The 22,964-nt window shown below is 57.5% G+C and carries 20 protein-coding genes; 12 read left to right on the plus strand and 8 right to left on the minus strand.

Annotation, left to right across the window (positions count from 1 at the left end; all coding sequences use genetic code 11):
- Positions 1-183: 183 nt before the first annotated feature.
- From Q0K10_RS13105 to Q0K10_RS13115, 3 genes are read left to right on the plus strand one after another with little or no spacing between them, the layout of a single operon-like run.
- On the plus strand, positions 184-861 hold the full coding sequence (locus tag Q0K10_RS13105) for a DUF1559 domain-containing protein (RefSeq protein WP_294507813.1): 678 nt from the start codon (positions 184-186) through the stop codon (positions 859-861).
- A 53-nt stretch (positions 862-914) separates the two neighbouring features.
- Positions 915-4,439, plus strand: a complete 3,525-nt coding sequence (locus Q0K10_RS13110; protein WP_294507815.1) for a hypothetical protein — start codon at positions 915-917, stop codon at positions 4,437-4,439.
- The gene (locus Q0K10_RS13115; protein ID WP_294507817.1) at positions 4,436-5,224 is read left to right on the plus strand and encodes a hypothetical protein; all 789 of its coding nucleotides are present in this window, start codon (positions 4,436-4,438) and stop codon (positions 5,222-5,224) included. The genes Q0K10_RS13110 and Q0K10_RS13115 overlap by 4 nt, the downstream gene beginning before the upstream one ends.
- 115 nt (positions 5,225-5,339) lie before the next feature.
- Here the strand turns inward: Q0K10_RS13115 and Q0K10_RS13120 are convergent, their stop codons facing one another.
- Together Q0K10_RS13120 and Q0K10_RS13125 are read right to left on the minus strand one after the other, a co-directional pair.
- On the minus strand, positions 5,340-5,903 hold the full coding sequence (locus Q0K10_RS13120) for a 6-carboxytetrahydropterin synthase (RefSeq protein ID WP_294507819.1): 564 nt from the start codon (positions 5,901-5,903) through the stop codon (positions 5,340-5,342).
- A gap of 69 nt (positions 5,904-5,972) precedes the next feature.
- Positions 5,973-6,398: a Fur family transcriptional regulator gene (locus Q0K10_RS13125; RefSeq protein ID WP_294507821.1), complete on the minus strand. Its 426-nt coding sequence runs from the start codon at positions 6,396-6,398 to the stop codon at positions 5,973-5,975.
- A gap of 208 nt (positions 6,399-6,606) precedes the next feature.
- On the opposite strand from Q0K10_RS13125, the gene Q0K10_RS13130 reads away from it, so the two are divergent.
- From Q0K10_RS13130 to Q0K10_RS13140, 3 genes are read left to right on the plus strand one after another with little or no spacing between them, the layout of a single operon-like run.
- Positions 6,607-7,701 carry a LacI family DNA-binding transcriptional regulator gene (locus Q0K10_RS13130; protein ID WP_294507823.1) on the plus strand — a complete coding sequence of 365 codons (1,095 nt, stop codon included), beginning with the start codon at positions 6,607-6,609 and terminating at the stop codon, positions 7,699-7,701.
- Positions 7,702-7,736: 35 nt separating this feature from the next.
- On the plus strand, positions 7,737-8,525 hold the full coding sequence (locus Q0K10_RS13135) for a type II secretion system protein (RefSeq protein ID WP_294507825.1): 789 nt from the start codon (positions 7,737-7,739) through the stop codon (positions 8,523-8,525).
- A 14-nt stretch (positions 8,526-8,539) separates the two neighbouring features.
- Entirely contained in the window at positions 8,540-11,713 is a 3,174-nt protein-coding gene (locus tag Q0K10_RS13140; RefSeq protein ID WP_294507827.1) for a discoidin domain-containing protein, read from the plus strand.
- A 21-nt stretch (positions 11,714-11,734) separates the two neighbouring features.
- Here Q0K10_RS13140 and Q0K10_RS13145 read toward each other — a convergent pair whose 3' ends face one another.
- From Q0K10_RS13145 to nadD, 6 genes are all read right to left on the minus strand, one after another.
- Positions 11,735-12,277, minus strand: a complete 543-nt coding sequence (locus tag Q0K10_RS13145) for a GNAT family N-acetyltransferase (protein WP_294507829.1) — start codon at positions 12,275-12,277, stop codon at positions 11,735-11,737.
- Positions 12,256-13,614: an MATE family efflux transporter gene (locus Q0K10_RS13150; RefSeq protein WP_294507832.1), complete on the minus strand. Its 1,359-nt coding sequence runs from the start codon at positions 13,612-13,614 to the stop codon at positions 12,256-12,258. The genes Q0K10_RS13145 and Q0K10_RS13150 overlap by 22 nt, the downstream gene beginning before the upstream one ends.
- On the minus strand, positions 13,604-14,050 hold the full coding sequence (locus Q0K10_RS13155) for a MarR family winged helix-turn-helix transcriptional regulator (RefSeq protein ID WP_294507834.1): 447 nt from the start codon (positions 14,048-14,050) through the stop codon (positions 13,604-13,606). The genes Q0K10_RS13150 and Q0K10_RS13155 overlap by 11 nt, the downstream gene beginning before the upstream one ends.
- A gap of 95 nt (positions 14,051-14,145) precedes the next feature.
- Positions 14,146-16,338, minus strand: coding sequence for a DUF2079 domain-containing protein (locus Q0K10_RS13160; protein WP_294507836.1), 2,193 nt, complete (start codon positions 16,336-16,338; stop codon positions 14,146-14,148).
- Positions 16,335-16,952, minus strand: a complete 618-nt coding sequence (locus Q0K10_RS13165) for a hypothetical protein (RefSeq protein ID WP_294507838.1) — start codon at positions 16,950-16,952, stop codon at positions 16,335-16,337. The genes Q0K10_RS13160 and Q0K10_RS13165 overlap by 4 nt, the downstream gene beginning before the upstream one ends.
- Positions 16,953-17,000: 48 nt before the next feature.
- Positions 17,001-18,011: a nicotinate (nicotinamide) nucleotide adenylyltransferase gene (gene nadD / locus Q0K10_RS15650; protein WP_366943013.1), complete on the minus strand. Its 1,011-nt coding sequence runs from the start codon at positions 18,009-18,011 to the stop codon at positions 17,001-17,003.
- Between the two features lie 144 nt (positions 18,012-18,155).
- On the opposite strand from nadD, the gene Q0K10_RS13180 reads away from it, so the two are divergent.
- Genes Q0K10_RS13180 through Q0K10_RS13205 form a run of 6 tightly spaced genes read left to right on the plus strand, consistent with a single transcriptional unit; the run spans position 18,156 to position 22,964 of the window.
- The gene (locus Q0K10_RS13180; RefSeq protein WP_294507840.1) at positions 18,156-19,073 is read left to right on the plus strand and encodes a hypothetical protein; all 918 of its coding nucleotides are present in this window, start codon (positions 18,156-18,158) and stop codon (positions 19,071-19,073) included.
- Positions 19,066-19,944, plus strand: a complete 879-nt coding sequence (locus Q0K10_RS13185) for a YicC/YloC family endoribonuclease (RefSeq protein ID WP_294507842.1) — start codon at positions 19,066-19,068, stop codon at positions 19,942-19,944. The genes Q0K10_RS13180 and Q0K10_RS13185 overlap by 8 nt, the downstream gene beginning before the upstream one ends.
- A gap of 8 nt (positions 19,945-19,952) precedes the next feature.
- A complete protein-coding gene (gene epsC / locus Q0K10_RS13190; RefSeq protein ID WP_294507844.1) occupies positions 19,953-20,888 on the plus strand; it encodes a serine O-acetyltransferase EpsC in 936 nt (311 codons plus the stop codon).
- Between the two features lie 4 nt (positions 20,889-20,892).
- Positions 20,893-21,573 (plus strand): YggS family pyridoxal phosphate-dependent enzyme, encoded by a 681-nt coding sequence (locus Q0K10_RS13195; RefSeq protein WP_294507846.1) that lies wholly within the window; start codon positions 20,893-20,895, stop codon positions 21,571-21,573.
- Between the two features lie 26 nt (positions 21,574-21,599).
- Complete coding sequence (locus Q0K10_RS13200; RefSeq protein WP_294507848.1) at positions 21,600-22,538, plus strand: ketopantoate reductase family protein; 939 nt, start codon at positions 21,600-21,602, stop codon at positions 22,536-22,538.
- Between the two features lie 39 nt (positions 22,539-22,577).
- Entirely contained in the window at positions 22,578-22,964 is a 387-nt protein-coding gene (locus tag Q0K10_RS13205; protein WP_294507850.1) for a hypothetical protein, read from the plus strand.

The following is a 22,964-nucleotide window of genomic DNA, read 5'->3' on the forward strand; positions in this document are numbered from 1 at the left end:
TTTGATAGTCCCAGAGTTAAGATGAACCTTCTGCCTCTTTTTTCATCCCGCCGAATTAAAAACTTTTGAAATTACCTTCCATAATATGAGAAGTAGTGAGCGATCTGAAGGAAATGGAATGCAAACGGCATTTCCCGTGTGAACCGCTCTGTAATAACCATTACAACCGGATGGAGGACTTTCATGCATCAAAAGAACTTTACCCTTATCGAGCTCCTCGTTGTGATTGCGATCATCGCGATTCTGGCATCGATGCTGCTGCCCGCGTTGAATCAGGCGCGGGAAAAAGCCAAGACGGCGAGCTGCATGAACAACTGCAAACAGCTTTGTCTGGGAATCATCTCCTACGACGACGAAACCGGCCAGGTGCCGCGGAACATTGTGTATGGCACTCAGAAATCATGGTGGCGGCAGCTCGCGGATAACGGCAATATTCCTGGCCCGGCCGACTCTACATTACACACCTGGGCCACCTATGGAATTACGAAATGCCCGTCCTCCAACTTATGGGCGGCCTATGGAATATTGAATTCCGCCCAGAACCTCTCAGGCGCGGAGAAGGAAAAGTACGACTTCAAGTCCCTCAAACAGTTTGTCAGGCCATCCCAGAAAGTTCTGATTGGCGACGCTTACTCCAGAAATGCCTCCCTCGGGGAATACCGTCAGTGGAAGGTCAACATGTACGGCGAGGAGGTTCAGCAGAATCAGCATGGTTTCACAGCCCGGCACGCCGGTCTCACCTTCAACGTCGGGTATGTGGACGGCCACGTGAAAACCAAGCGCTACGCCGGGACCGGCATCTATTGCCCCGGTTCGTTTGCGCATTTCTCGACAAATCCGGTCTGTGTTGAATACCGGTAAAGAGCCTCTTCCCGGGAACGTCAGTTGTAAATGAAAGCACATGGGGAAATGGAATGAGAGGTTTTCTGGCTTTTCTGATGTTGCTCGCTGTATCCGCGCCACTGCATGGAGCAACACCGGACGCCCGGGGTTTTGTCCGGGATTGGCTCATCGGCGGAGCTTACCCATCCTATCTGGTCGACGGCGTCGATCAGGGGTTTCGGGATGATCCGCTCGCCGCGAAGGGGGGCGAGGCGAATCTCCGCCCTTACGCGGGCATGCGTGACGATGCGCTGTTCAAGGCCGACAAATCCAGACTCATCGCCGGAATCGGTTCGACCAACGAGTGGGGATTCAAGGAGGACAAAACCTTTCCGGTCATCTGGAAGAAATTCACGCAGACCGGCGAATCACCGAACATTGTTTTTGACGGCTGGTTCGATCCGATCGACGACCACATGATCGTCTACGCCGTCTGCTACATCGAGTCGCCCGAAGCGCGCAAGATCCGGCTCCGCATCGGAAGCGATGACGATTTCAAGGCGTATTTGAACGGAAAACTCGTCGGTTCGGCGAACTCCTCACAGGGAATCGTCCCGGACGGCTTCCTCCATGACGCTGAATTGCGGCGGGGGCTCAACGTTCTCGTCATGAAGGTGGTTGACCGCACGTACGGAACCGGATTCTGCCTCGCGATCAGCGACCGGGAAAACCGCCCGATGACCGATCTTGTGATCCGCACCGACGACCCCGCCCGCGAAGCGATGCAGCGCGACAAACTCGCGGAGATTCCCGCGGCTTTCGACGGCGGCGCCTACGCGCTTTTCGCCCTGAAGGAAAAAATCAATCTCACCGGAAGCAACACTCTGGGCGTCACCATCGGCAGCGGGAACCGGGAGGCTTGTGACGCGAAACTGATTCTCTCTCCGGCAGCGGGCGGGCGGAAGATTTTCCGGCGCAACCTCGAATTCAACGGCAAATCCATTCTCTGGCAGGAACAGGTCGAGCTGCCCGCCGGCATCTGCCGTGTCAGACTGGAACTTTCGCGTTCCGGCGAAACGACTCCTTTTGCCATTCTCGAAGAGGCGTTTGAAATCCATGATCCTGCCGTTGTTGCCGCCCGCAACGCCGAATTGAAGAAGCAGCGCGCGGAGTGGCTCGCAAAAATCAAGGCCGGAGACGAGCAGCGGGATTCGCTCATCCGCACCGGCGCCGAACTCAAGCAGCGCCACGCCGGACTCTACGCCGGGCAGGAGGAGGCCTGGGAGGCGCTGCGCCGGAAAAACCGCGGCGGCGAGGAGGCGAACTCCATCGACGAACCGCTCTCTCCTGCTCCGGTGGCGGCCCGACGTCGAATTCTGCTGAACGGCGACCTCTGGAAAATGGGCGAAGGCTTTTCGCGCGAGGCGGAAAAGAGCGGCCATACCCCGCCGCCGGATGAGGCGTGGAAACCGGGATTTCTGCCGCGCACGCACTTCAACCGCTACTTCCGCACATGGTACTATCCCGTTCAGAACGTGAAACCGAAGGACCCTTACGGCAAGGTGGTCTCCCGCAAGGGGTGGGAGGATTATACCTTCGACGAAATTGTGACATGGCAGAAATTCTGGGCGCGGCTCGATCTCGACCTCGGCGCCGACGCCGGAACCCGCAGCTGGGATTTTGTCTGCGAAGGGGTCAACGGGCTTCTCAAGGTCTATATGAACGGCGAGTTCTGCGGCCGCTGGGAAGGGAACATCGGCATCGTGCGGATTCCCCTCAAAGGGGTCAGACCCGGAAAAAACCGGCTGGAACTCTACTTTTCGGATCCGGTTACGGAATTTCAGCTGACGGGAATTCCGAAGTTCCAGGAGAGATTCGGAATCTCCGGCGATTTGCGGCTCGAATCCTCCGCCGCCGGTGTGCGGATCGGCGATGTCGCAGTCAAAACCCGTTTCCGCAACAACACGATCGAAACCGTAAGCGAAGTGGAGAACCGTTCCCGGACTCCCGCCGAAGTGCGGCTGGTCAGCAGCTGTGTGCTCGACGGCCGCGTCCGTTACCGGTTGCCGGAGATGAAAGGCGTTGTTCCGCCCGGAGAAATTGTGGCGTTCAAGAGTGTCGGACTCTGGAATGATCCGGTGCTCTGGGGCATCGGCGGAAAGTATGGCGACCCCGTTCTCTACGATCTGGTCAGCGACCTCTACGTCGACGGAAAGCTTGTCGACCGCACCATCGAACCGTTCGGCTTCCGCGAATTCTGGATTGCGGGAAGCGATCTCTTTCTGAACGGACGGCGCATTGTGTTGCAGGGGGATGTCGGCATGAAGGGGCTCGACAACCGCAAGGTGTGCGACGTGATGTTTCCGCTGCTGCGGGCTGACGGAATCAATACGATCCGCAATCACGACGGGGCGTTCCAGTCTCCGGAGTTTTTCCGCTCCTGCGATCGGCTCGGCATGCTCGCCTATGCGAATATGTATCCCGTGCTGCACGAACGGGGACGCGACAAACCGGAGAATTTCATCCCTTATGACGAATTCGTGGCGAGTCCGCGTCATGCGTTCAATCTGCGCAACTATCGCCGCTGGTACGAGATGGTTCGGAATCATCCGAGTGTGGTCGTGCTCGCGACCGACAACGAGATCTTCACGCAGGCGTGGGACACCCCCGCCAAGGAGAAGTTCAACGTCCGCAATGACCGGCTTGGCGCCCTCTACGGGCAGTATGTCAAGAGCCTCGATCCGGAGCGGATCATGACGAGGGACGGCGACGTCGGTACCTGGGGATTCGCGGATAAGTATCACGACGATCCCCCGTGCGACACTGCGAACTACCACTACCCGGACTTCAATATCGACCGGTTCGTGCGGAACTGGCAGAGCGTTTTCGGTTTCCGCCCGGTGATTTACGGCGAGACGCTCTACTACTCCTACGGTGCGTGGGACAACTGGATCGGCGCCGTCCCGAGTCAGGTGGAGGCGAAGGCGAAACGGGTTGCCGAGGTCGCGCGCCTTTACCGGGAACTCGATGTGCCCGGCCAGATCTACATGGGGCTCGCGCACGACGGATTCATCCAGTTCGACGACACCGGCAAGGGGAACGTCTGGGGAATTACGGCTTCCCAGCACAATGCGGGGGAGGTCCCCGGCCGACCCGGATATCCGTGGCTCCGCATCCCGTGGCCTGCGCTTTCCGGCACCGGCCTTCGGGAGGAGTTCACGGCGACCGACGTGAAAAAGAGCGGGATGACCGTGCTCAACTGGTTCGACGGCACCCACCCGTCTCATGTCCGCAACGCGGTCAACGAGGCGTATCGCTCCACGCTGCGCCCGATGCCGCCGCTGGCGGCCGCACCGGATGCCGAATGCGTGGTTGAACTCGGTTCCGCCGGAGCCGGTCGGATCGTCATTGCGGAAGCCGCGGACGGCTCGACCGGACAGTTCGGCGTCACTGCGGACAGTCAGGGAAGAGCCTGGTTTGTCCTGCCGCGTCCGGGGCGCTACCGCTTCCATTGGGATGGGCGGAACCGTGAAGTCGAACTCCCGGGGCGCGCCGCCTATGCCGCCCAGCCCGGATTCGACCGGATTATGAAAATCGACTGGAGGAAACAGCAATGAAATTCCCATCGACCTGTGCCGCTCTGCTGCTGCCGCTTTCGTTGTCGCTGCCGCTCGGCGCGGCCGACCCGGTGAAGCTCGTGGAGGAGAACCGCCGTCTTGAGCTGGAGATCCGCGAACTCGAAACCCGCTGGACCGATCAGGCGAATGCCAACAAAAAACTTGAACGGGAAAATCGGAATCTCGAGCGCGTCATCGCACAGCAGCAGCAGGTGCTTGCCGAAACGAGGAATCAGCCGAAAGGAGCCGCCGTTTACGGCAGTTCCGTGGTGAAACGCGGCCCGGCGGAGGAGCGTACCGGGGAGAATGCGCCCGCCGCCTCCGCCTCCGGTCCGGTTTATCAGCAGGATTTCAAGCCGCCGTTCCAGGTGACGGGTTCAAGTGCGAAGTTTGCGTCGGTTCAGACTCTGGAGGACGGCAGGCCGGCGCTCGTGGTTGACTACCCGGCTGCTGACGGCAAGACCAACCCCTGTCTGCTTCTGTGGCTCAAAACCGACGATGTCGCGGGCGCGAAGGTGCGCTTCTCCGCGCAGATCAAGGCGGAGAATATCTCGAAGCCTCCCGCGGGCCATCTGGGAGGTAAATTCGGACTTATGGTCTCCCGGAATGACGGCAAGACGGAATGGCCCGCCGCGACCATCGGCGGCGGCTCTTTCGACTGGAAACAAGTGAGCTTCACGGCGGACATCCCTTATGGAGTCCGTTCGGTTGCGATCATGCTGGGGTTGCAGGGAGTCACCGGCAGAATTCTGTTTCGGGATCTCAAGGTTGAGTATGCCGAATGAAATCCGCCGCATCCGCTGAGAAGCAAAAAGGCGGGAATCCCGCAGGAGAAGGGCAGTTCTCTCTGCGGATTTCCCGCCTGCCGTCCGTCCGGAGCGCTCCGGACGGACGGTTTTTTCAGTGTTTCTTATATCCGCACTTCGGGCAGACTCCGTTGACGAGAGCCACGCCGCAGAGCGGACAGCGGTCGACGGTTCCGGCCGGCTTGTACTCCTGAGTCGCGGCGTTCACGCCGCTCGTGAAGGTCAGCTTTGCAATGTTGAGCTTGTCTTTCAGCAACTCGTAGACGATCTTGATCATTCCTTCGACCGTCATGGTCTCCTTGGTGACGACCAGTCGACACTCCGGATAGGCGGTGGCCAGTTCGGTTTTGAACGCTTCGCCCTTCATCTTGTTCGAAGGCGCGCCGTTCCGGATCCCCTGTTTCTCATAGACCGCAAGGATCGCCGGGAGCAGCGGATCATCCTCACGCAGAATGAGCGCATGGTCGAAATTCTTCAACACATCCCACGCCACTTTCTGGATCTCGTTGCACGGGAACACCATGTTGACGCCGGGATCAACGGTGTCTTCAACCTCGATGGTCAGTATGCCGGTGTGGCCGTGCAGATACTGGGCTTCGCCCTGGAACTTGTAGAACCGGTGCGCATACTGGAGTTCGATTTTCGTGATGCTTCTCATGGTGACACTCTCCTGGTTGATGGTTAGGGGATACTGGTTCCATTGCAATACGGGATGAACCCGTTCTGCTCACGTTTCCGAACACTCGGGGCATAGCCCCACGAGCCGGACCTCCGCATGAATCACTTTGCCGGGCGGCGCTTCATGCGGAATCGCCGCTCCTTCCGGCCAGTCGAAGTCCGAAATCTTCCCGCATTTTGTGCAGATGAAGTGTCCGTGTGCATCCGTGCGTGAATCGTATCGTGCGTTCTCGATGTGATCAAGCCGCCGGATGATCTCCTTTTCCGCAAACTCGTTCAAAATCCGATAGACGCTTTCCCTGGTGATTGTCGGAAGCGACTTTCGAACCGCCGCCAGAACCGCGTCCACGTCGGGGTGTGTGAGATTTCCTTTCAGATACTCGTACACCGCCAGCCGCTGCGATGTGCATTTCCAGCCCGCCGCCCGGCATTTCTCCGCAAATTCCGGATCTGTATGGATGTTCGTCATGTTCATGTTCATGTTCTTCTTATTGTATCCTGCTTGTAAATAAATATAAAAGTTATTTAGAAAAAATCAAGTTGTGATTTGAATTTTTTTTAATTTTTGATACCTGTTACAGTATGAAATTTGATTTTCCTGGAAGAAAATCATAGTGTCAGCAGGCAAATACATTATTTTACCGAATAAAAAATAAAAATTTCGAAAATTTTATGAGATCAGCTTGACTTTTTCCGAAAAATTGATCATAATATTTACAAGTTCTCAATGGCGGATTTATCAAATGACACGCAGAAAAAAAGAAATCAGCATCCATCTGGTGGCGGAACGGGCCGGAGTTTCGGTTGCGACCGTATCGAGGGTGGTGAACAATCGGACCGATGTGAGCGAGACTTTGCGCCGCCGGATTCGGACGGTGATCTCAGAATTGAATTTTTCTCCTAATAAAGGAACGGAACGGGTATCGCATATCGGAGTGATCGTTTCCACTGAGTTCCCCGCACTGCCCGAGTATACCTCCCAGATCATCAATGGCATGACGGGATATGCGAAAACTCATCACAGTGTGGAGATGTCGATTATTATGGATTGCGGTGAGGTGGATGGTCAGGCGTTGATTCGTCTGAGCCGGACCCGTCGCTGTGATGTACTTTGCCTGGTGATGGCGGATCGGCTGCTCCCCGCGCTGCCGATGCTTGAGAGGGCTGGAATTCCCATCATGCTGATCAATACTCCCGTGCAGAGCGGCAGGATGGGTTATGTGAATAATGATTCCAACCGCGGAATTCGCGAAGCGATGGAACTGCTCCTTCAGAAAGGGCACCGCCGGATCGGATTTCTGCCGGTCGGTGATGATTCCTCTGACAACTGCCGACAGCGGCTGAGTGAGTATCGTGACGCTCTACTGGAAATCGGCGGAGGAAAACCGGAATGGGTGATTCCACATATCCCAACTGTTCACGCGCAGGAAGCCGGTTATCGCCAGGCTGTGAAACTGCTGACTGCTTCGCCGGAGATCACGGCGATTCTCTGCGGCAACGACGAAATGGCAATGGGTTGTTACCGAGCGTGTTATGAGTTTGGAAGACGGATTCCGGACGATGTTTCCATCATCGGTTTCGACGATCTTCCCTTTGCCGGTTATCTTGCTCCTCCATTGACAACCGTGAGACAACCGCTGAGTGAAATGGGACGAAAGGCATTGTATTATCTGGACGAGTATTTGCAGCGAAACCGTTCTAATTTGCCGGGAGAAATTTTGCCAACGGAGTTGATAATTCGCCAATCCGTCGGAACGGTGAATCAGGAAAAAAGATAACTCTCTGTACCATACTGAACAGGAAAGGATGATAAATGTCAAAAATAAAGCTTCCACTCCCGTCAAACGTCGTATCCGAGCGGAAATGGGAATATCCGGTTTCCCGTTTCAGAAACCTTAGCCATTTCACATTAATTGAACTTTTAGTAGTAATTGCGATCATCGCGATTCTTGCTTCCATGCTCCTTCCTGCTCTCAACAAGGCGCGTTCGACGGCCAAAACGACCAAATGTCTTTCCAATTTGAAGCAGCAGGGCGTTTACATCGCGCTTTACGGACAAGATTATCAGGATTATTTTGTCCCGGCTGTGGCACGAATCTATATGCCGGAAGGTGGAGACTGGTACAGCAACTATGCACAGCTGCTCGGTTATCTCTATCGCAACAACGGGAGCGACATGAGGCCCTCCGTCTTTTTGTGTCCTGCGCTTGAGCAGCGGGAGGTTGGACTGGAGTCCTGGTGGTGGATGGGAGGCTATGCCATCAATTCCTGTGATACCAATATCGGCGGCGACAAACCAGCCGGACTGATGAAGGAGGTCTACGCTGTTACACTTGATGAAAAGGGGTCCATTCCTCGTAAGTTCGGACAAGTTCCCAGTCCGAGCACTGTCATGGAAGTGACGGAAGTTCAGGTCACTGCGGAACGATCACAGGTGTTTCTGTATTCCGGAGCCGATACTGCGACCAGGCACAACGACAGCGGAACCCTGCTGCTGGTCGATGGTCATGCACTGAGCCCCTCCCGTAACTCATTCATGAAAAACGTGTGGCAGGACAGTGTGGAAAACTCCCTCTGGTATCGCAACCGCAACGGATTTTAAAAGGACAGCTTTCAATGAATTTCGCACATCTGCTTCTCGCCGGAATTGTTTCAGTTTCCGCTCTTCAAGCAGCGCCGGCACTGCTTTCGGACAACAATTATCCGAATCATGATTCCGCGGCCTTTGCCGGTGATCTTCCGCGCATTGAGACGGGTGCGACCGTCTCCTGGGTGACGGATGGAGCTTTTCCCACAGACCGGGGCCTGATCACAATCGGGAATAATCAACTTCAGACTCTGATTGATGGACGGATCGGGCCGGAAGGGGCCAGTCAGGCATATGGCAGCTGGGGGCAGCCGGATTATTACGGGAGTTTCATCATCGATTTGAAACAACCTTTCCTCATTGAAGCCACTCGTGTGTGGGCGCAGGAACGCGATACGATGGGAATGGGGCAGTATGAGGTGCTTTTGAGTCTGGACGGCGTTCATTTTACGAGTGTCGGCAGTGCGGTTTCGGATACCAAGGCACGATCTGTAAATGAGAAGGGAGTTCCTCTTTCTTTCACGTTGGAAAAGCCGGCGGCAGCGCGTTATGTTCAGTTCCGGGTCAAAAAGCGGGTCGGAGCCTTTCAGCTTGTTTTAAGCGAAGCCGCGGTTTTCGGTCGTCGGCTGAATACAGGAGAGGCGGAAAAGCTTTCTCCGGAGAAACAGCGTCCCGGCGTCAAATTCTCCGTCACCGGCATTCAGGAGGGTGCCGTGATACTTGACTGGAGCGATTTCGCACGTCGCGTTAGCGAAGTGAAGGAGTGGCTGGTATACTCCGACATCTCCGGACGCGAGGAGCTGATTGCGTCTCTGCCGGTTACGGAAACACGGAAGCTTATCTTTCCCCTGGAACCGGAGCACGATTATCGTTTCGGCGTTGCTGCACGCAACGTGGATGGCTCAGTCGTACCGGTTGAGTGGAAACAGTACCGGACTCCACGTCCACTCGAATGCCGTACGTTCGGTGATATGCTGGCGGTCAATTTTTACTGGGGAGGTAGCAGTGAGGGCACTGTGGCTGATCGACCGGAACATATAGCGTGGAATACGGTTGCTGTGCAACTGCTGTCCCGAACTCCATTCCGGCAGATCCGCTGGTGGCGGTGCTCGCCGGAGATTGTACAGAAATATTACAATGTCGGAGTCGGAATTTTTTCGTTTCCTCATGAGCAGGCATTCAAAGACGGCAAGGCGGTTGGCTGTTATGCGTTCACTGCGGGAAATGAACCTCATTTGTGGGGAAAGCCCGTACAGGCCTATCTTGATGTTCTAAAAAGTCACTATGAAATGGCTAAGAAATACGATTCTCGCAATGTGATTACGGCTCCGACTACCGGCTTGGAGAATCATGCGTTGAAATATCTGGATGATTTTTATGCTGCTGGCGGGAAAGCGTATTTCGATGTCCTCGATCTGCATACCTATACGGGAAATTCCGCTGATTTCCATACTCCGGAAGGATATCCGGGCGGAGCCCCGGAACAGCTTTTTGAACGGATCACCCGAGTGAGGGAAATCATGGCCAAATACGGTGATGCCGATAAGCCGATGATTTCCACGGAATACGGTTACAGCGATTGCAATGTTGCCAATCCGCTCGGTTACTCCGTCACCCGGGAGCAGGTTGCCGAGATGATCACTCGGGGATTACTGATTCACTATGTCCTCGGTTTCAAGCGTGTCTTTCTGTACAGTTACTGGGATGCGGGAAACGATCCGAATTACACGGAACACGCCTTCGGCATGCTTGACTGGGATTTGCAGAAAAAGCCCTCTTTCCATGCGGTGGCGACCCTCGGAAGGGAATTGGGGAATTGTACGCTCGCCGGTCCCATGAAGGGGGTCGATAATGAGCTGGTCTACGGTTATATTTTCAAGGAGAGTGACAAGGAGGAACATGTCAGCGTCATCTGGGATGGACGGGGACTCTACAGCGGCTCCTTCCGGACTGCACCCGGAAAAGTTGAAGTGATTCGCATGAAGGGTGAGCAGGAGACTCTGCATACTTCCGCCGATGGAACTTTCCGCGTGATCTACGGGCCGGGCCCGATTTATCTCCGCAGCATTCAACCCGTTGAACTGGTCGACAGTGTCAAGGTTGAAAACAAATCCGGAAGCGAAGAGATCGCAGTGACTCTGGAACCGGAAAAAACGGTTGTGGTGATCCCACCGGGAAATACGCAGGCTTCGGCTAAGTTCTTCCTGAAGAATTCCAGCGGAGAAACTCTGCGTGCCGAAGCTGTACTCGAGCGTGACAGCGGGGAGAAACTCGCCTCCCGCAGCCTGGAGTTGCCGGCGGGAAAGCTGTCTGTTCTGGAGTTCTCGATCCAGGCGGGAAAGGATATTCTTGAACCGTTTCGGCTTACGGTGACTTGTGACGGAAAATATTCGTCGTCCTCCGTCGGATGTGATTTTTATGTTCGCCGGCTTCAACCAAACAGTGGAAAAACTGAGTTGAAAACAGCGACTATTTCCGGCGGAAGTTCCCCGGTCTGGGTGCTCTCGGACGATACGCTGGAACTGACCGTCGACCCGAAACGTGGCGGGCGCATTCTTGAAATTTATGATAAACGAACCGGCGCCAATCAGCTCAATATCGATTATTCCCGGATCAATCATCTTGAGAGTGTCAATAACTACTATTGTATCTGGGATGAAGTCCGCGATGCGGATGGACGCCCTGTGGATAGAAGCGCCGTTTATCAGGCGGAGGCGAAGGGGGACCACCTGATCCTGACTTCTCCGGAGGACGCTCCCGTTGGATTGCGCAAGGAGCTGTTCCTCACCGGAAACGGAGGTTTCCAGCTGAAGCTGACCATGACAAATCGTGATAAAAAAACACGTGAACTCACCTACTACATGCATCCGGAGTATACCGTCGGTGGAAGTGGTGACCACGGCATTGACAAGCTCGTTATGCCGATTGCCGGATCCGAAATCACCATGCCGTTCTGGACCGGGCTGGGAGAAAAACCGACCGGAACGTTTACCTCCGGCTGGTGGCGGGTCGATGATACTGCGTCACATTACAGTCTGGTTCAGCGCTTTTCCCTGAAGGAATTCCGCACGCCCCGGATCTGGTTCGGAATCGGTTGCTACAATCTGGAAATGCAGAGCCCTGAAGGGATGTCCCTGAAACCAGGAGAAAGCTGGAGCGGTACACTTGAGTGGCAGTTTCAGCCGGCACCTGTGCAACCATGACAGAATGATACCAGAAGCCCGTCAGTCGCGTCCCGGCTTCATCGGTTTGACGAAGCGGAAGAAGTAGTTTGCGGCTTCGTCGGCCATGTTGCAGGGGCCGTCGCCTTCCCGGAGCGGGAGCTTGTGTCTCGGATTGAAGAATTCTACAATCCGGAATCCGCAGCGGTTCACGTAGAAGTGGATGTTGCGCTTTTCGAAATAAGGGGTGAAGGTCTCCCACTCTTCCGTGTCAGGGTAGAGTTTTTCGATGGCATTCCAGATGTTCTGCCCGATGCCGCGGCTCTGTGTTCCGGCTTTGACGAAGAGAAGTTCGAGCTCGTTGTGCCGGGTCCGGCGGTTGATTTTCACGACCGCTCCTCCTGCCATGACGCCGTCGATCCGGGCGGCATAGGCGACGGCGCCCTCGGCTTCCAGCGATTGGTCGATGTCCTCTTCGGGCAGGATCGGCTTGTCGCATGGACCGAATTCCGCCTCGTATCCGAGCTGGAATGCCCGCTGCATCTCCCGTTTGAATTCCGGCAGTTCCGCATCGTTGAGCGGAGTCAGTGAGAAGTCGTCGGACATATCTTTTTCTCCCGGTTTTCGTTTTTCTCCCGGTATCGCTTCATGCCGAACCAGAAGTAGAGCAGAAGCATCATGAGCAGAATGCGCGAGACCGGCATTGCGAGCCACACGCCGTCCATTCCAAGCCAGAGCGGCAGCGTGAAGATACACAACGGCAGCGCCGCAAACGAGTCGCCGTAGATCAGAAACGACGATTTCGCGATCGCTCCGGTCGACTGATAGTAGAAGGCCGCCACCCGGATCACCCCCAGCAGCAGAAATGCCGGTGCCGACAGCAGGATTCCGCGCATTGCGAGATTTCGCGCCTCCCCGTCGGCAAGTCCCATCCACCCCGGAATGAATTTGTGCATCGCAAAAGAGAACAACATAAGGAGCACCCCGGAAATGAATGCAAATAAATATCCGTAGTTCCCGAACCGGTTCTGCCGCTTGTATTTGCCCGCACCGTACATCGAGGCCGACAGCGGCTGAACGCCTCCGGCGATTCCGGTCATGAACATCGAGCCCAGCGCTTCGAGCGAGGAGATGACCGTGTATGCCGCGAGTCCGTCGATGCCGCCGTAACGGAGGGACTGCGCGTTGTGCATGTAGAGCATCGCGATGATCGAGAGCATGTTGCCGAAAATCGGCAGCCCGGTCACGGTGATGTCAATGATTTCCCGCAAAGCGGGCCGGAAGATTTCGCCGGTGAATCGCAGTCGCGTCAGCGGCGAGCAGAAATAGATCGCGCCGAGGAGGCACGCTCCCCCCTGGCTCACAACCGTTGCGATCGCCGCGCCCACCGCGCCGCAGCCGCAGAGAAAGACGAATACCCAGTCCAGGACGATGTTGCTGAGGAGTCCGGTCACCATCAGCAGCATCGAGAGCGTCGGGTGACCGTCGTTGCGAATCACTTCCAGACAGACCGACATGAAGATGGAAAATACCACCCCTCCGGTCAGGATCTGCGCATATCGGAGCGAGACCGGCATGAGTTCCTCCGTCGCTCCGAGCGCCGCCAGAACCGGGCGCAGAATCGGGAAACAGAGCAGCGTCAGTACTGCGCTCCAGGCAAATGCCAGAAACACTGTCCGTGAAAAGATTCCACTTTCGCGCCCGGCGTCGTTCGCTCCACGGCTCTGGGAGATCAACACCGCTCCTCCCGAGCCGACCAGAAATCCGAACGCCTGCAGCAGCATGACCACCGGCCAGGTGACCGCCGCCGCCGCAAGTGCGTTTTTCCCGCCCGAGAGCCCGATGAAGATCGCGTCGACAATCGCGAACGATCCTCCGATGAGCGCTCCGAAGACCGAAGGCGCCACGTATTTCCAGAAAAGCCGCTGGTCGTTACGCATCATCGCCGTCTCCATCCAGATTCAGGGCGCTCTGAAAACTCTTCGCGTAGAATTCCAGAGCATCGACGAATTCCGGAGAAAACTTCGCCAGGGTTTCGCGCATCGCCTTCTCCTCGGCCGCGTGGATTTCCGCAAGAATCAGATCCGCGAACTCCCTCCCTTTCGGCGTGAAGCGCAGAAAACATTCCCGCCGCCGGCCCGGAACCGGCTCAAGCGTGATGTATCCCGCGTTCCGGCATTCGGTCACAATCGTGTTGATCGTCGAGAGCGGCAGCAGCCAGTTGCTGTGCAGTTTGCTCTGGGAAAGGTTCTCGTCATTGGCAAGCGCATACAGCAGCACGACAATGTTCGGCTTCACCGCAAGCGACCTCCCCTTGACCAGATACGCATGGTCGATGATGTTGGTCGCATCCACCAGCTTTTTGATGCAGTTCCGCATGGAAAATCTCCTGAATTACGAATTCGTATTTCTGTAATATACTACGAATTCGTATTTTTGCAAGAGAAAAAAAGGGGAATCCGGGATTCATCCGGTCAAAGAAACCGCAGTTCAAATGCCGGTTGTGCCGATTCCAGTTCGTGCATCGGGAAGGGGAGGGGAAGTTCATACCCGGTTCCGATCCGGGTGTGTTCGGGCAGAACCGCCGCGTCGGCGAAGAAGAAACTCCGGAAATAGCCAGAGCCGTCTGGAAACAGCAGCTGGAACCGGATTCGTGCGAATCCGGGCAGCGGGCGCAGCAATCGGAAGACGACGCGTGCGTTCTCCCCGTCCGGCTGGATGGACGCCGTGAGAAAACGGACCCCCCTCTCATCCTCGATGGGGAATGGGCGGGCTCCGGAGAGATGCCGGGGAGGGGTCGGGAGGATTGTGCCGTCTCCGGGCGGGGAGGCCGCTCCGCCGCGCCGGAAGAGGAACAGCGTGCGCCCGTCCTCAAGCAATTTCGTCCGGAGCAGGGTCAGTTCCGGATCCTGGAGGAATTTGCGGTGTTTCTCCAGAGAGAGCCCCATCGGATCCTCACCGATGTGGTAGACCAGGAATTTCCCCTCCGGCCGCTCTTCCCCATAGACCGTATTCCGGAACAGGAACTGCGGGGCGGCTGAAATTCCCGCGGAGATCGGTTCACCGGGGGGAATCAGCTGCTCCATTTCCGCAACGGTACCCCGCACATTCGAGAAAAACGCCAGTCGGTCGAGGTTGTTTTTTCCGTAAAAGCTCTCCGCGAAGAAGAGGTGGGAAAAGAGGGCGCAGCCGACGGTTCCGGCGATCATTGCGAGGCGTGTGTTCCGGCGTCTGGCCCCCGTGAGTTTCCAGCGCAGCAGCCGCGCGAGTTTTCCGTCGGCTCTGACGCGGCGCACTCCGAGGACCAGGGCGACGGCAAACATCGCGATCGTTTCGACCTGATACTGATGGACGAGATTCACGATCGATTCGCTGCCGCGGATGAAATTGAATCCGATCAGGATCGCTCCCGCGCCGAGCAGCCACGGCCGGTTCAGCGCCCCCGGAAAAAACGGCAGCAGAAGCAGCAGTATGAACTGCAGATTCTTGAGCCGGAACACCTGTCCCCAGAACTCCGCCGGGCGTGTGAATGGCGAAAGCAGAATCTCCAGAATTCCGCCTCCGAGCTGCCCGAACTGGCTGTAAAAGATGTACTCCCCGCCCGCGAAATGGGGAATGAACACTTTCATACAGAGCAGAAACCAGGCCGTGCCGATCACACCGTAGAGGATGCCGTCCCGTCGGCGCTTTTCCAGGAAACTCACCATCCCCCAGCCGAGCCAGAAGATTCCGACCGTCTCCTTGAGTGTCAGAGAAAAGAGAAATACGAGAAAAGCGAGACGATAGCGTTTCGCTTCATACAGCATGTAGAAGCCGAAGAAGACCGGAATGAAGAATACAATCGCGTTGATTCCGTAAAACGCCGTCAGATTCAGATTCGATACCGACGGGCAGAGCAGCCAGACCAGCCCGAACGCCGCCGAGCAGGGGCGGGAAAATCCGCGCTGTCGCGCAAAGAGATAGAGCAGCCCCGCGCTTCCCCACAGCGCCAGCGCTCCGGTGACGAACACGGTGCAGACCGACGGCAGCAGCCCGTAGAACGGGGCGAGCAGGAAGAAGTAACCCGGCATGAAATGCCCTTCCGAGAAGTTCGGTCCGGGCCAGGTCCCCTGAAGAATGTGACCGTGAAATGTCCGCCATGCGGTCTGGGCGTAAACGCCCCAGTCAAGCATGGTCAGGAACATCCTGTCGTATGCGCAACTCGATGCGAAGACCCCGAGGGCGATCAGAAGAACTCCCGCCGCAGCTGCGAAAAACGGCAGTCTGCGGAGGTATTTCCGGGCCGTCTCCCCGTCGAATGTCCCCAGCAGTGCCCCCCGGTAAATCGTGAGCCCCGCCGCCGCCGCATAGGCGATCGGCAGATTGATCGAGAGCGCGAAAGGGAGAAACGGCAGCGTCAGCACGAAGGGCGCAAACACCTCAAGTATCGTGCGCGGTCTGATTTTGATCAGCAGAAGTTCCGGGAGAAGCATGCACCCGAGGAGCACCCCCGTGCCGGGCCACTCGTCGCCGACGACCGTGAAGTGCACCATATCGGTTCCGGCAAGCCCGAACAGCACGCGGGCGGTAGCCGCCCCGACCAGGGCGAGCAGTGCCGCTGCGGCAGGCAGAAACCACGGATGTTCGGCCGGAGCCGCCGGTCGTACTTCCGGGGAATGTCGCTTCATTTGCGCAGCTGCTCCACAAGGTCGACGAGCCGTTCCCGCACGTGACCGAGCAGTTCGATCGTCAATGCTGCGTGTGGAATCAGCGAACGTTGCAGTTCGCAGAGACGCCTGATCCCTCCGACCAGTTCGTTGAGATCCGCAAGGACCCGTTTCCCGAGGCTGATTTTGAGCCCGCGAGCGGTTTCCGCATCGGTGTCGATGAAATCCGCCGCGCGTGCGAGAAGTTTCCCGAAGGCGCAGACGATGCCGAGCCCGTGCAGATCGAGATTCGAACGCAGAAGCGAAGCGCAACAGACGTTCCACTCCGTGGCGAGGCGGTCGATCTCATCGATGATTTCAGTGCCGGGCCGCCGTTGCGGATCATCCGGCTCCTCCTCTTCTTCCTCGTCATCTCCCGGCCTCTGCCAGAAGCGGAGAGAATCAGGATTGCCGCCGGTCGGCACGAGATCCGGATGCGAAAGCAGGTTGCTGAAAATCATCTCCTCTTCGCCGGGAAGGTCGAGACAGCCGGGAAGTTCTCGGAAATAGCAGCTGATCCGCCGTTCGTCGCGGCGAATTTCCCGCTCCCATTGGAATTCGTTCCAGTTTTCCTCGTACTTTCTGTAATCCGCCATGATGCACCTCCCTTCCCGAAGCCGTTGATCCGGCTCCGGCACCGGATGTCACGGATGGTGTTCCGCCAACGTTTTCACCGCGTCTTCGCTGGGGTTCTCTCCCCAAAGTCCTTCGAGGTTGTAACGATCCCGGATTTCCGGGGTCATGATGTGAACAATCACCGTGCCGAGATCGATCAGAACCCAGCCGCTCGCGCTTTCTCCCGATTCCGAGAGCGGACGCAACGCGAATTTTTCCCGGACTTCCCGTTCAAGAAATCCGGTCAGCGCCCGAAGCTGCGGTTCGGAATTCGCCGTTGCGATCACGAAGTAATCCGCCACGGACGACGAATCGCCCACATGGATCTTCACGGTATTTTCCGCAAGTTTTTCATCCACGCACTTCACGCAGAAATCCGCCAGTTCGGCCGGGGTCGGTTTATTTACGCTGGTCATTCCTTCTCCACTGTAAAGCTGTTTGTCGCGGATGTACTCCCACACCCGCTGTGTCATTCCATTATTAATATGAACCATTTCCCGCTGTTTTGCCACATCGTTTCTGATTTTGGTCGAAGATATTTCAAAAAAATCGCCGGAAAGCACGCCGGAGAGCAGCTTTTTCACCATTCGCGGCGACCAGAAGCGGGCGAGAGTGTCCGCGTCGATCGACTCGCCCGGGCGGGGCCAGGTGAGAATTTCGTACCGTTCCGCGAGTTCCTCCGCACGGGCCCAGCTGTGGAGCTGGCGCAGACTGTCGCTGCCGATCAGCAGTTGAAGCCGTTCTCCGGGGCGTTCCCGTTCCAGGGCCGCAAGCACGTCGATTGTGTAGGAGGGGTGCAGCGCGAGGCGCGACTCGATGTCGCACGCCTCCAGCCCGGGATGTCCCGCGATCAGCAGTTTCACCATTGCGAGCCGGTCCGCGAACGGCGCCCGCTTCTTCCCGTGTTTGTGCGGCGGGTCGTAGGCCGGTGCGAGCAGAACGTGTTGCGTCCGGCCCGATGCGAGGGCGCCGAGCGCGATTCCGAGATGTCCCTTGTGAGGCGGATCGAAGCTGCCTCCATAAAATGCGGTCGCGGTCATGTCTGTTTTTTCTGAACCTCCTTCTGCTATTATATTAACCTGTTTTCGCGGAATTTCAATGGCATATCCGCGAAATCGGATTGACGAAACGGAAAAAAGAGAGTATAGTTTGCGCGTACACGATCGATTACAGGAGAGAGGATCATGATGCCGAATGGGAAAAAACTGTTTGCCGTTCTTCCGGGGGTTCTGCTGCTGTTCGGGATTGCCGTCATGAGTGCCGGATGCCGTTCCGAAGCGTATTATCAGGATCGCGCCGTACAGCGCGCCCGTGAATATCTGCTCGACAATGCACCGGAGCTCACAACCGAGCAGCTCTATTTTGTAAAATACAACCGTCCGCTGCTGCTGACCGGGGACATTCTTCCGGCCGCCGGACCGGGATCGGCGTCCAGTCAGCTCAAACAGATCTGCGTAACCTGGCGGATCCCGGGGCAGACAGACGACTTTCTGGTGTTCGGCGCTTCTTCCGGCAGCATGCGGTACTGGTATCCGAACCGTCTGATCCGAAAGAGCTTCCGGAAGTTCAGTCTGCCGATCAGCTCCGCCATGGCGCAGGCCAGGGCCTACGCGCAGAATTATCTGTACGGACAGCTCGGCGTGGCGGAATTCAACCGGATCCGGTTCGATTTCCCTTATGTGCTTGAGACGACGTTCGAACCGGTGTTCAATCCATCCGGCACGCTCGACGAGGCGGAGATCGAACCGCTCCGGAAAGCGCTTGAAATGAAAAAACAGCTTTCGCTCGTGTGGGAGATCGGTGACGCCGGACAGCGCGCGGTGTTCTGCGGTTACGGCCGGGGAGACCTCGCCGGATGGGCGATCAATTTCGGTGGAATCATGACGAAAGATGAGGTCGATGCCGCAACCACCAAAGTTCTGAAAACTCCGGACGACGCCCAGACACCGATCGAACTGCCGGCGGAACCGGACGGGTTCGAGGTCGATCCGTTCGCCGGCCCGGATCCGGCGCGGATGGAGCCCGCAGCCCCCGGAGAGAGTGAAAAACCGGTTTTCGAAGAGCCCGTCATCCGCGCAGAGGAGAGCCGCGACGATGCTTAGCATGACCGGTTTCGGGAAGGGGGAGGCGACGGTCGGCCCGGTTCGTCTTTCGGCGGAGATTTCAAGCGTGAATCGCAAACAGCTTGAACTGCGGGTGTCGGCTCCCGCGGAGTTCGCGGAATTTGAACCGCTTGCCAGAAAACTGGTCGGCGCGACGGTCAGCCGCGGAGCGGTTCAGCTGCGGATCAGCTGCACATCGCTTTCCGGCGGAGCCTTGCAGGCCTCGGTCGATGCGGCGTTGCTCGCGTCACTCGTGGAAGCCGCGAAAGCGGCGCGTCTGACGGCGGACCTCGACGAAAATGTCAATGTCGAACAGTTGATGCTGATTCCGGGAGTGGTCGTCTCGGCCGTTCCGGATGCGGATTCCCCCGGCATGGCCGAGGCTTATGAGCGGGCTGTCTCCTCGGCGATTGCGGAGTATCAGGCGATGCGTCAACGCGAAGGGGAGGCGCTCAAACGGGAACTTGAATCGCGGGAACAGGGACTTGAGACGCTGGTTTCCCAAATTGAGCCGCTTGTGGCGGAGATCAACGGCGCGATCAAGGCGAGACTGCTGGAGAAGCTTTCCGCCGAAAAGATTCCGACACCCGCCGACGATGAACGGCTGCTCAAGGAGGTGCTTTTTTATGCGGACAAGTCCGATGTGACCGAGGAGCTCACCCGGCTGCACAGCCATTTCGGGCAGTTTCGCCGCTTTCTTGCCGAGGAGACGAAGCCGGTCGGGCGCAGTCTCGACTTTCTGATGCAGGAGCTCTTCCGCGAGATCACGACGCTCGGAAACAAGGCGGGCATCCCGGCGGTCTCTCCGCTGGTGGTCGCCTTCAAAAGTGAATGCGAGAAGCTGCGCGAGCAGATTCAAAATGTGGAATAGGAGAGGGTATGCGTCCTGCAAAATACGATTTCAGCGACCTGGAGGGGGAGGCGTCGATCCGGCTCGGAGAGATCGTCAACCGGCTCGGGGAGAGTTACAAAGACGGGTTCGGGGTGAATCATCTCGATGGAGTGAATCTGCCGCGCCGGGCGGAGATCGTCGCGATCACCGAGAAGCTGCTTGAGGTGATCTTTCCCGGTTTCGACGGCCGGCGTCAGGGACACCGTGAGATGGTGTCGCACGACGTCGGCGAGTTGCTCAAGGAGATCTACTCCGAGCTGTTCGACCAGATGTGCCGCGCAATCCGTTACAACCGGCAGGTCGTCTCCTGCAAAGAGTGCGGTACGAACGAGGCGGTTTTCGCGCTGCTTGACGCACTTCCGGCGATCCGCGAGACGGCCAAGCTCGACGTCGAGGCCGCTTACGCGGGCGATCCGGCGGCGACTTCATATGACGAGATCATTCTGAGTTATCCGGGCATCAAGGCGATCACGATTCAGCGTATGGCGCATGTGCTTTATCACAAGAAAATTCCGTTTATTCCACGCATGATGACCGAACACGCGCACAGCCAGACCGGGATCGACATTCATCCCGGCGCTCATCTCGGGCGCGGCGTGTTTATCGACCACGGCACCGGTGTGGTGATCGGCGAGACCGCCGTGCTCGGCGACAACGTTCGCATCTACCAGGGCGTGACGCTCGGCGCGGGGAATTTCCCGAAGGACGCCTGCGGCATGCTCATCAAGGGGAACAAACGCCATCCGACCATCGGCAACAACGTGACGATCTATTCCGGGGCGTCGGTGCTCGGCGACATCACGATCGGTGACAACTCCGTGATCGGCGGTAACGTCTGGCTCACCGAGAGCCTTCCCCCCGGGACCAAGATCACGTCGCGCCCGCCCGAGAACAAACTGAAATTTGCAAACGGGCAGGGGTGAGGCGATGAGTTCGGTCGTTGCGCACTACCGCGAAGTGCGCGCGGCGCTGGACGCCGCCGCGCGCGAGGCGCTCCGCGATCCTTCGGAGATCGAACTTCTGGCGGTCAGCAAGACGTTTCCGGCGGAGGCTGTGCGGGAACTTTATGACGCGGGAATCCGCAAGTTCGGCGAGAGCCGCATCCCGGAACTCGCGGAGAAGGCCGCCGCTCTGCCGGATGACATCGAGTGGCATCTGATCGGGCGGCTTCAATCGAACAAGGCGCGCAGAGCCGTCCAGCTTGCGAAGGTGATCCATTCGGTTGACTCCCTTGCTCTGCTTGAGCGGCTCGACCGCATCGCGGGCGAGGAGAAAAAGCATCCGCGCATTCTGCTGGAGGTGAATGTCTCGGGCGAGGCGAGCAAGGCGGGTGTTCCGCTCCGGGAACTTGAGCCGCTGGCTCGGCGCGCGGTCGATTGCGCGAATCTGGAGTTTGCGGGGTTCATGACGATGGCTCCCGCTGATGCCGAACCTGTGAAGATCGCCGCAATTTTCGAGCTGCTGCGTCTCACGAGGGATGAGCTCGAAGGAAAACTCAGGCGCAAACTTCCGCTGCTTTCGATGGGCATGAGCGGGGATTTTGAGATTGCCGCACGTCACGGTTCGACTCTGGTCCGGGTCGGGACACGGATTTTCGGCGCGCGTTAGGCGGTACGGAGAAGGAGAGAAAAAGTATGTGCAGAGTTCTGGTCGTGGGCGCCGGCGGCGTCGGCGTCTATTTTTCGGGTCGACTCGCGCAGGCGGGGGCCGAAGTGGCGGTTGTGGCGCGCAGCGATTACGAGGTCGCTTCCCGTTCCGGTTACGAGATTCAAAGCATTGCCGGAGATTTTCACTTCACCCCGGCGGCGGTGCTGAAACATGCGGCGGATTATGAGGGCGAGGCCGACTACGTGTTTTTGACCGCGAAGGTTCTTCCCGGTGCGGACGCGGTGGAACTGCTGCGTCCGGCTGTGCGGTCGCCGAAAAGTGCGATTGTGCTGATCCAGAACGGGATCGACATCGAGCGCGAGGTGGCGGAGGCGTTTCCGGAGAATGAATTGCTGAGCACGATCGCCTACATCGGCGTTTCGCGTCCGCGGCCCGGTTTCGTGCTGCATCAGGGCAGCGGCGACCTGAAGATGGGGAATTATCCCTCCGGAATTGGAGAGGCCGCGCGGCGACTTGCCGCCCTTTTCGCCAGGGCGGGCGTGAAGTGTGAACTGCATGAGGACATCGTTTTCGTGCGCTGGAACAAACTTCTCTGGAATCTGCCGTTCAATCCGGTTTCGGTTCTTGCCGGGAATGCGACGACGCGGGATATGACCCGCAGGGACGAACTTGAAAAGCTCTGCCGGACCCTGATGGACGAGGTGATTGCGGTCGCGAACGCATGCGGTGTCGCGCTGACTGCGGAAAATGCCGACGCACAAGTCGAATATACGCGGAACTTCCCCGCTTATAAAACCAGCATGCTCCAGGATTTCGAGGCGGGACGGGAACTCGAAGTTGAGGCGATTCTCGGCAATGCGGTACGGCTGGCGGCACTTCATTCGATTCCGGTCCCGCACATGGAGACCTGTTACGCGCTGCTGAAGTCGGTGAACCGCCTTGCGCAGGAACGCAGGAGGCACTAGTCTCTCTGTTCGGCGGGGACGCCGGGAAAGAAGTCCGGGATGGAACATTTTGATGCGATTGCCGTTTGTTCAAGCCTGAGCCTGATCGCAGGCACATGTGTGCTGCTGGAGGCGTGGTGTCTGCTGACCGAGGTGAAGGACCGCAAGGGATTCCGGCTTGCCGGAGTGCTCCTTGCGCAGTTTGCGTTGCCGGTTTCTGTCGCGTGGCTCTGGCGGGAAGGAACCCTTGCCGCTCCGGTCGGATATGCGCTGACCCGGGGAGTGACGGTCGTGACGGTGGTTGCCGCACTGCTCGTCGCGTTACAGGTGCTGGCGGTCAACCGCCACCGGATTCCCGACCTTACGGTTTACGCGATCTGGACGATCGTATTTTCCGTGGCGACGTTTCTGCTTCAACATCTGGTGCTGATTTCGCAGTTTGTCTGA

The sequence above is a fragment of the uncultured Victivallis sp. genome (genome assembly GCF_944391105.1).
GTDB lineage: Bacteria > Verrucomicrobiota > Lentisphaeria > Victivallales > Victivallaceae > Victivallis.

Bases quoted from the DNA above. Each gene is read 5' to 3' on its own strand.
- Q0K10_RS13105 (WP_294507813.1), top strand. From the start codon at position 184: ATGCATCAAAAGAACTTTACCCTTATCGAGCTCCTCGTTGTGATTGCG.
- Q0K10_RS13110 (WP_294507815.1), top strand. From the start codon at position 915: ATGAGAGGTTTTCTGGCTTTTCTGATGTTGCTCGCTGTATCCGCGCCA.
- Q0K10_RS13115 (WP_294507817.1), top strand. From the start codon at position 4,436: ATGAAATTCCCATCGACCTGTGCCGCTCTGCTGCTGCCGCTTTCGTTG.
- Q0K10_RS13120 (WP_294507819.1), bottom strand. From the start codon at position 5,903: ATGAGAAGCATCACGAAAATCGAACTCCAGTATGCGCACCGGTTCTAC.
- Q0K10_RS13125 (WP_294507821.1), bottom strand. From the start codon at position 6,398: ATGAACATGACGAACATCCATACAGATCCGGAATTTGCGGAGAAATGC.
- Q0K10_RS13135 (WP_294507825.1), top strand. From the start codon at position 7,737: ATGTCAAAAATAAAGCTTCCACTCCCGTCAAACGTCGTATCCGAGCGG.
- Q0K10_RS13140 (WP_294507827.1), top strand. From the start codon at position 8,540: ATGAATTTCGCACATCTGCTTCTCGCCGGAATTGTTTCAGTTTCCGCT.
- Q0K10_RS13145 (WP_294507829.1), bottom strand. From the start codon at position 12,277: ATGTCCGACGACTTCTCACTGACTCCGCTCAACGATGCGGAACTGCCG.
- Q0K10_RS13150 (WP_294507832.1), bottom strand. From the start codon at position 13,614: ATGATGCGTAACGACCAGCGGCTTTTCTGGAAATACGTGGCGCCTTCG.
- Q0K10_RS13155 (WP_294507834.1), bottom strand. From the start codon at position 14,050: ATGCGGAACTGCATCAAAAAGCTGGTGGATGCGACCAACATCATCGAC.
- Q0K10_RS13160 (WP_294507836.1), bottom strand. From the start codon at position 16,338: ATGAAGCGACATTCCCCGGAAGTACGACCGGCGGCTCCGGCCGAACAT.
- Q0K10_RS13165 (WP_294507838.1), bottom strand. From the start codon at position 16,952: ATGGCGGATTACAGAAAGTACGAGGAAAACTGGAACGAATTCCAATGG.
- nadD (WP_366943013.1), bottom strand. From the start codon at position 18,011: ATGACCGCGACCGCATTTTATGGAGGCAGCTTCGATCCGCCTCACAAG.
- Q0K10_RS13180 (WP_294507840.1), top strand. From the start codon at position 18,156: ATGATGCCGAATGGGAAAAAACTGTTTGCCGTTCTTCCGGGGGTTCTG.
- Q0K10_RS13185 (WP_294507842.1), top strand. From the start codon at position 19,066: ATGCTTAGCATGACCGGTTTCGGGAAGGGGGAGGCGACGGTCGGCCCG.
- epsC (WP_294507844.1), top strand. From the start codon at position 19,953: ATGCGTCCTGCAAAATACGATTTCAGCGACCTGGAGGGGGAGGCGTCG.
- Q0K10_RS13195 (WP_294507846.1), top strand. From the start codon at position 20,893: ATGAGTTCGGTCGTTGCGCACTACCGCGAAGTGCGCGCGGCGCTGGAC.
- Q0K10_RS13200 (WP_294507848.1), top strand. From the start codon at position 21,600: ATGTGCAGAGTTCTGGTCGTGGGCGCCGGCGGCGTCGGCGTCTATTTT.
- Q0K10_RS13205 (WP_294507850.1), top strand. From the start codon at position 22,578: ATGGAACATTTTGATGCGATTGCCGTTTGTTCAAGCCTGAGCCTGATC.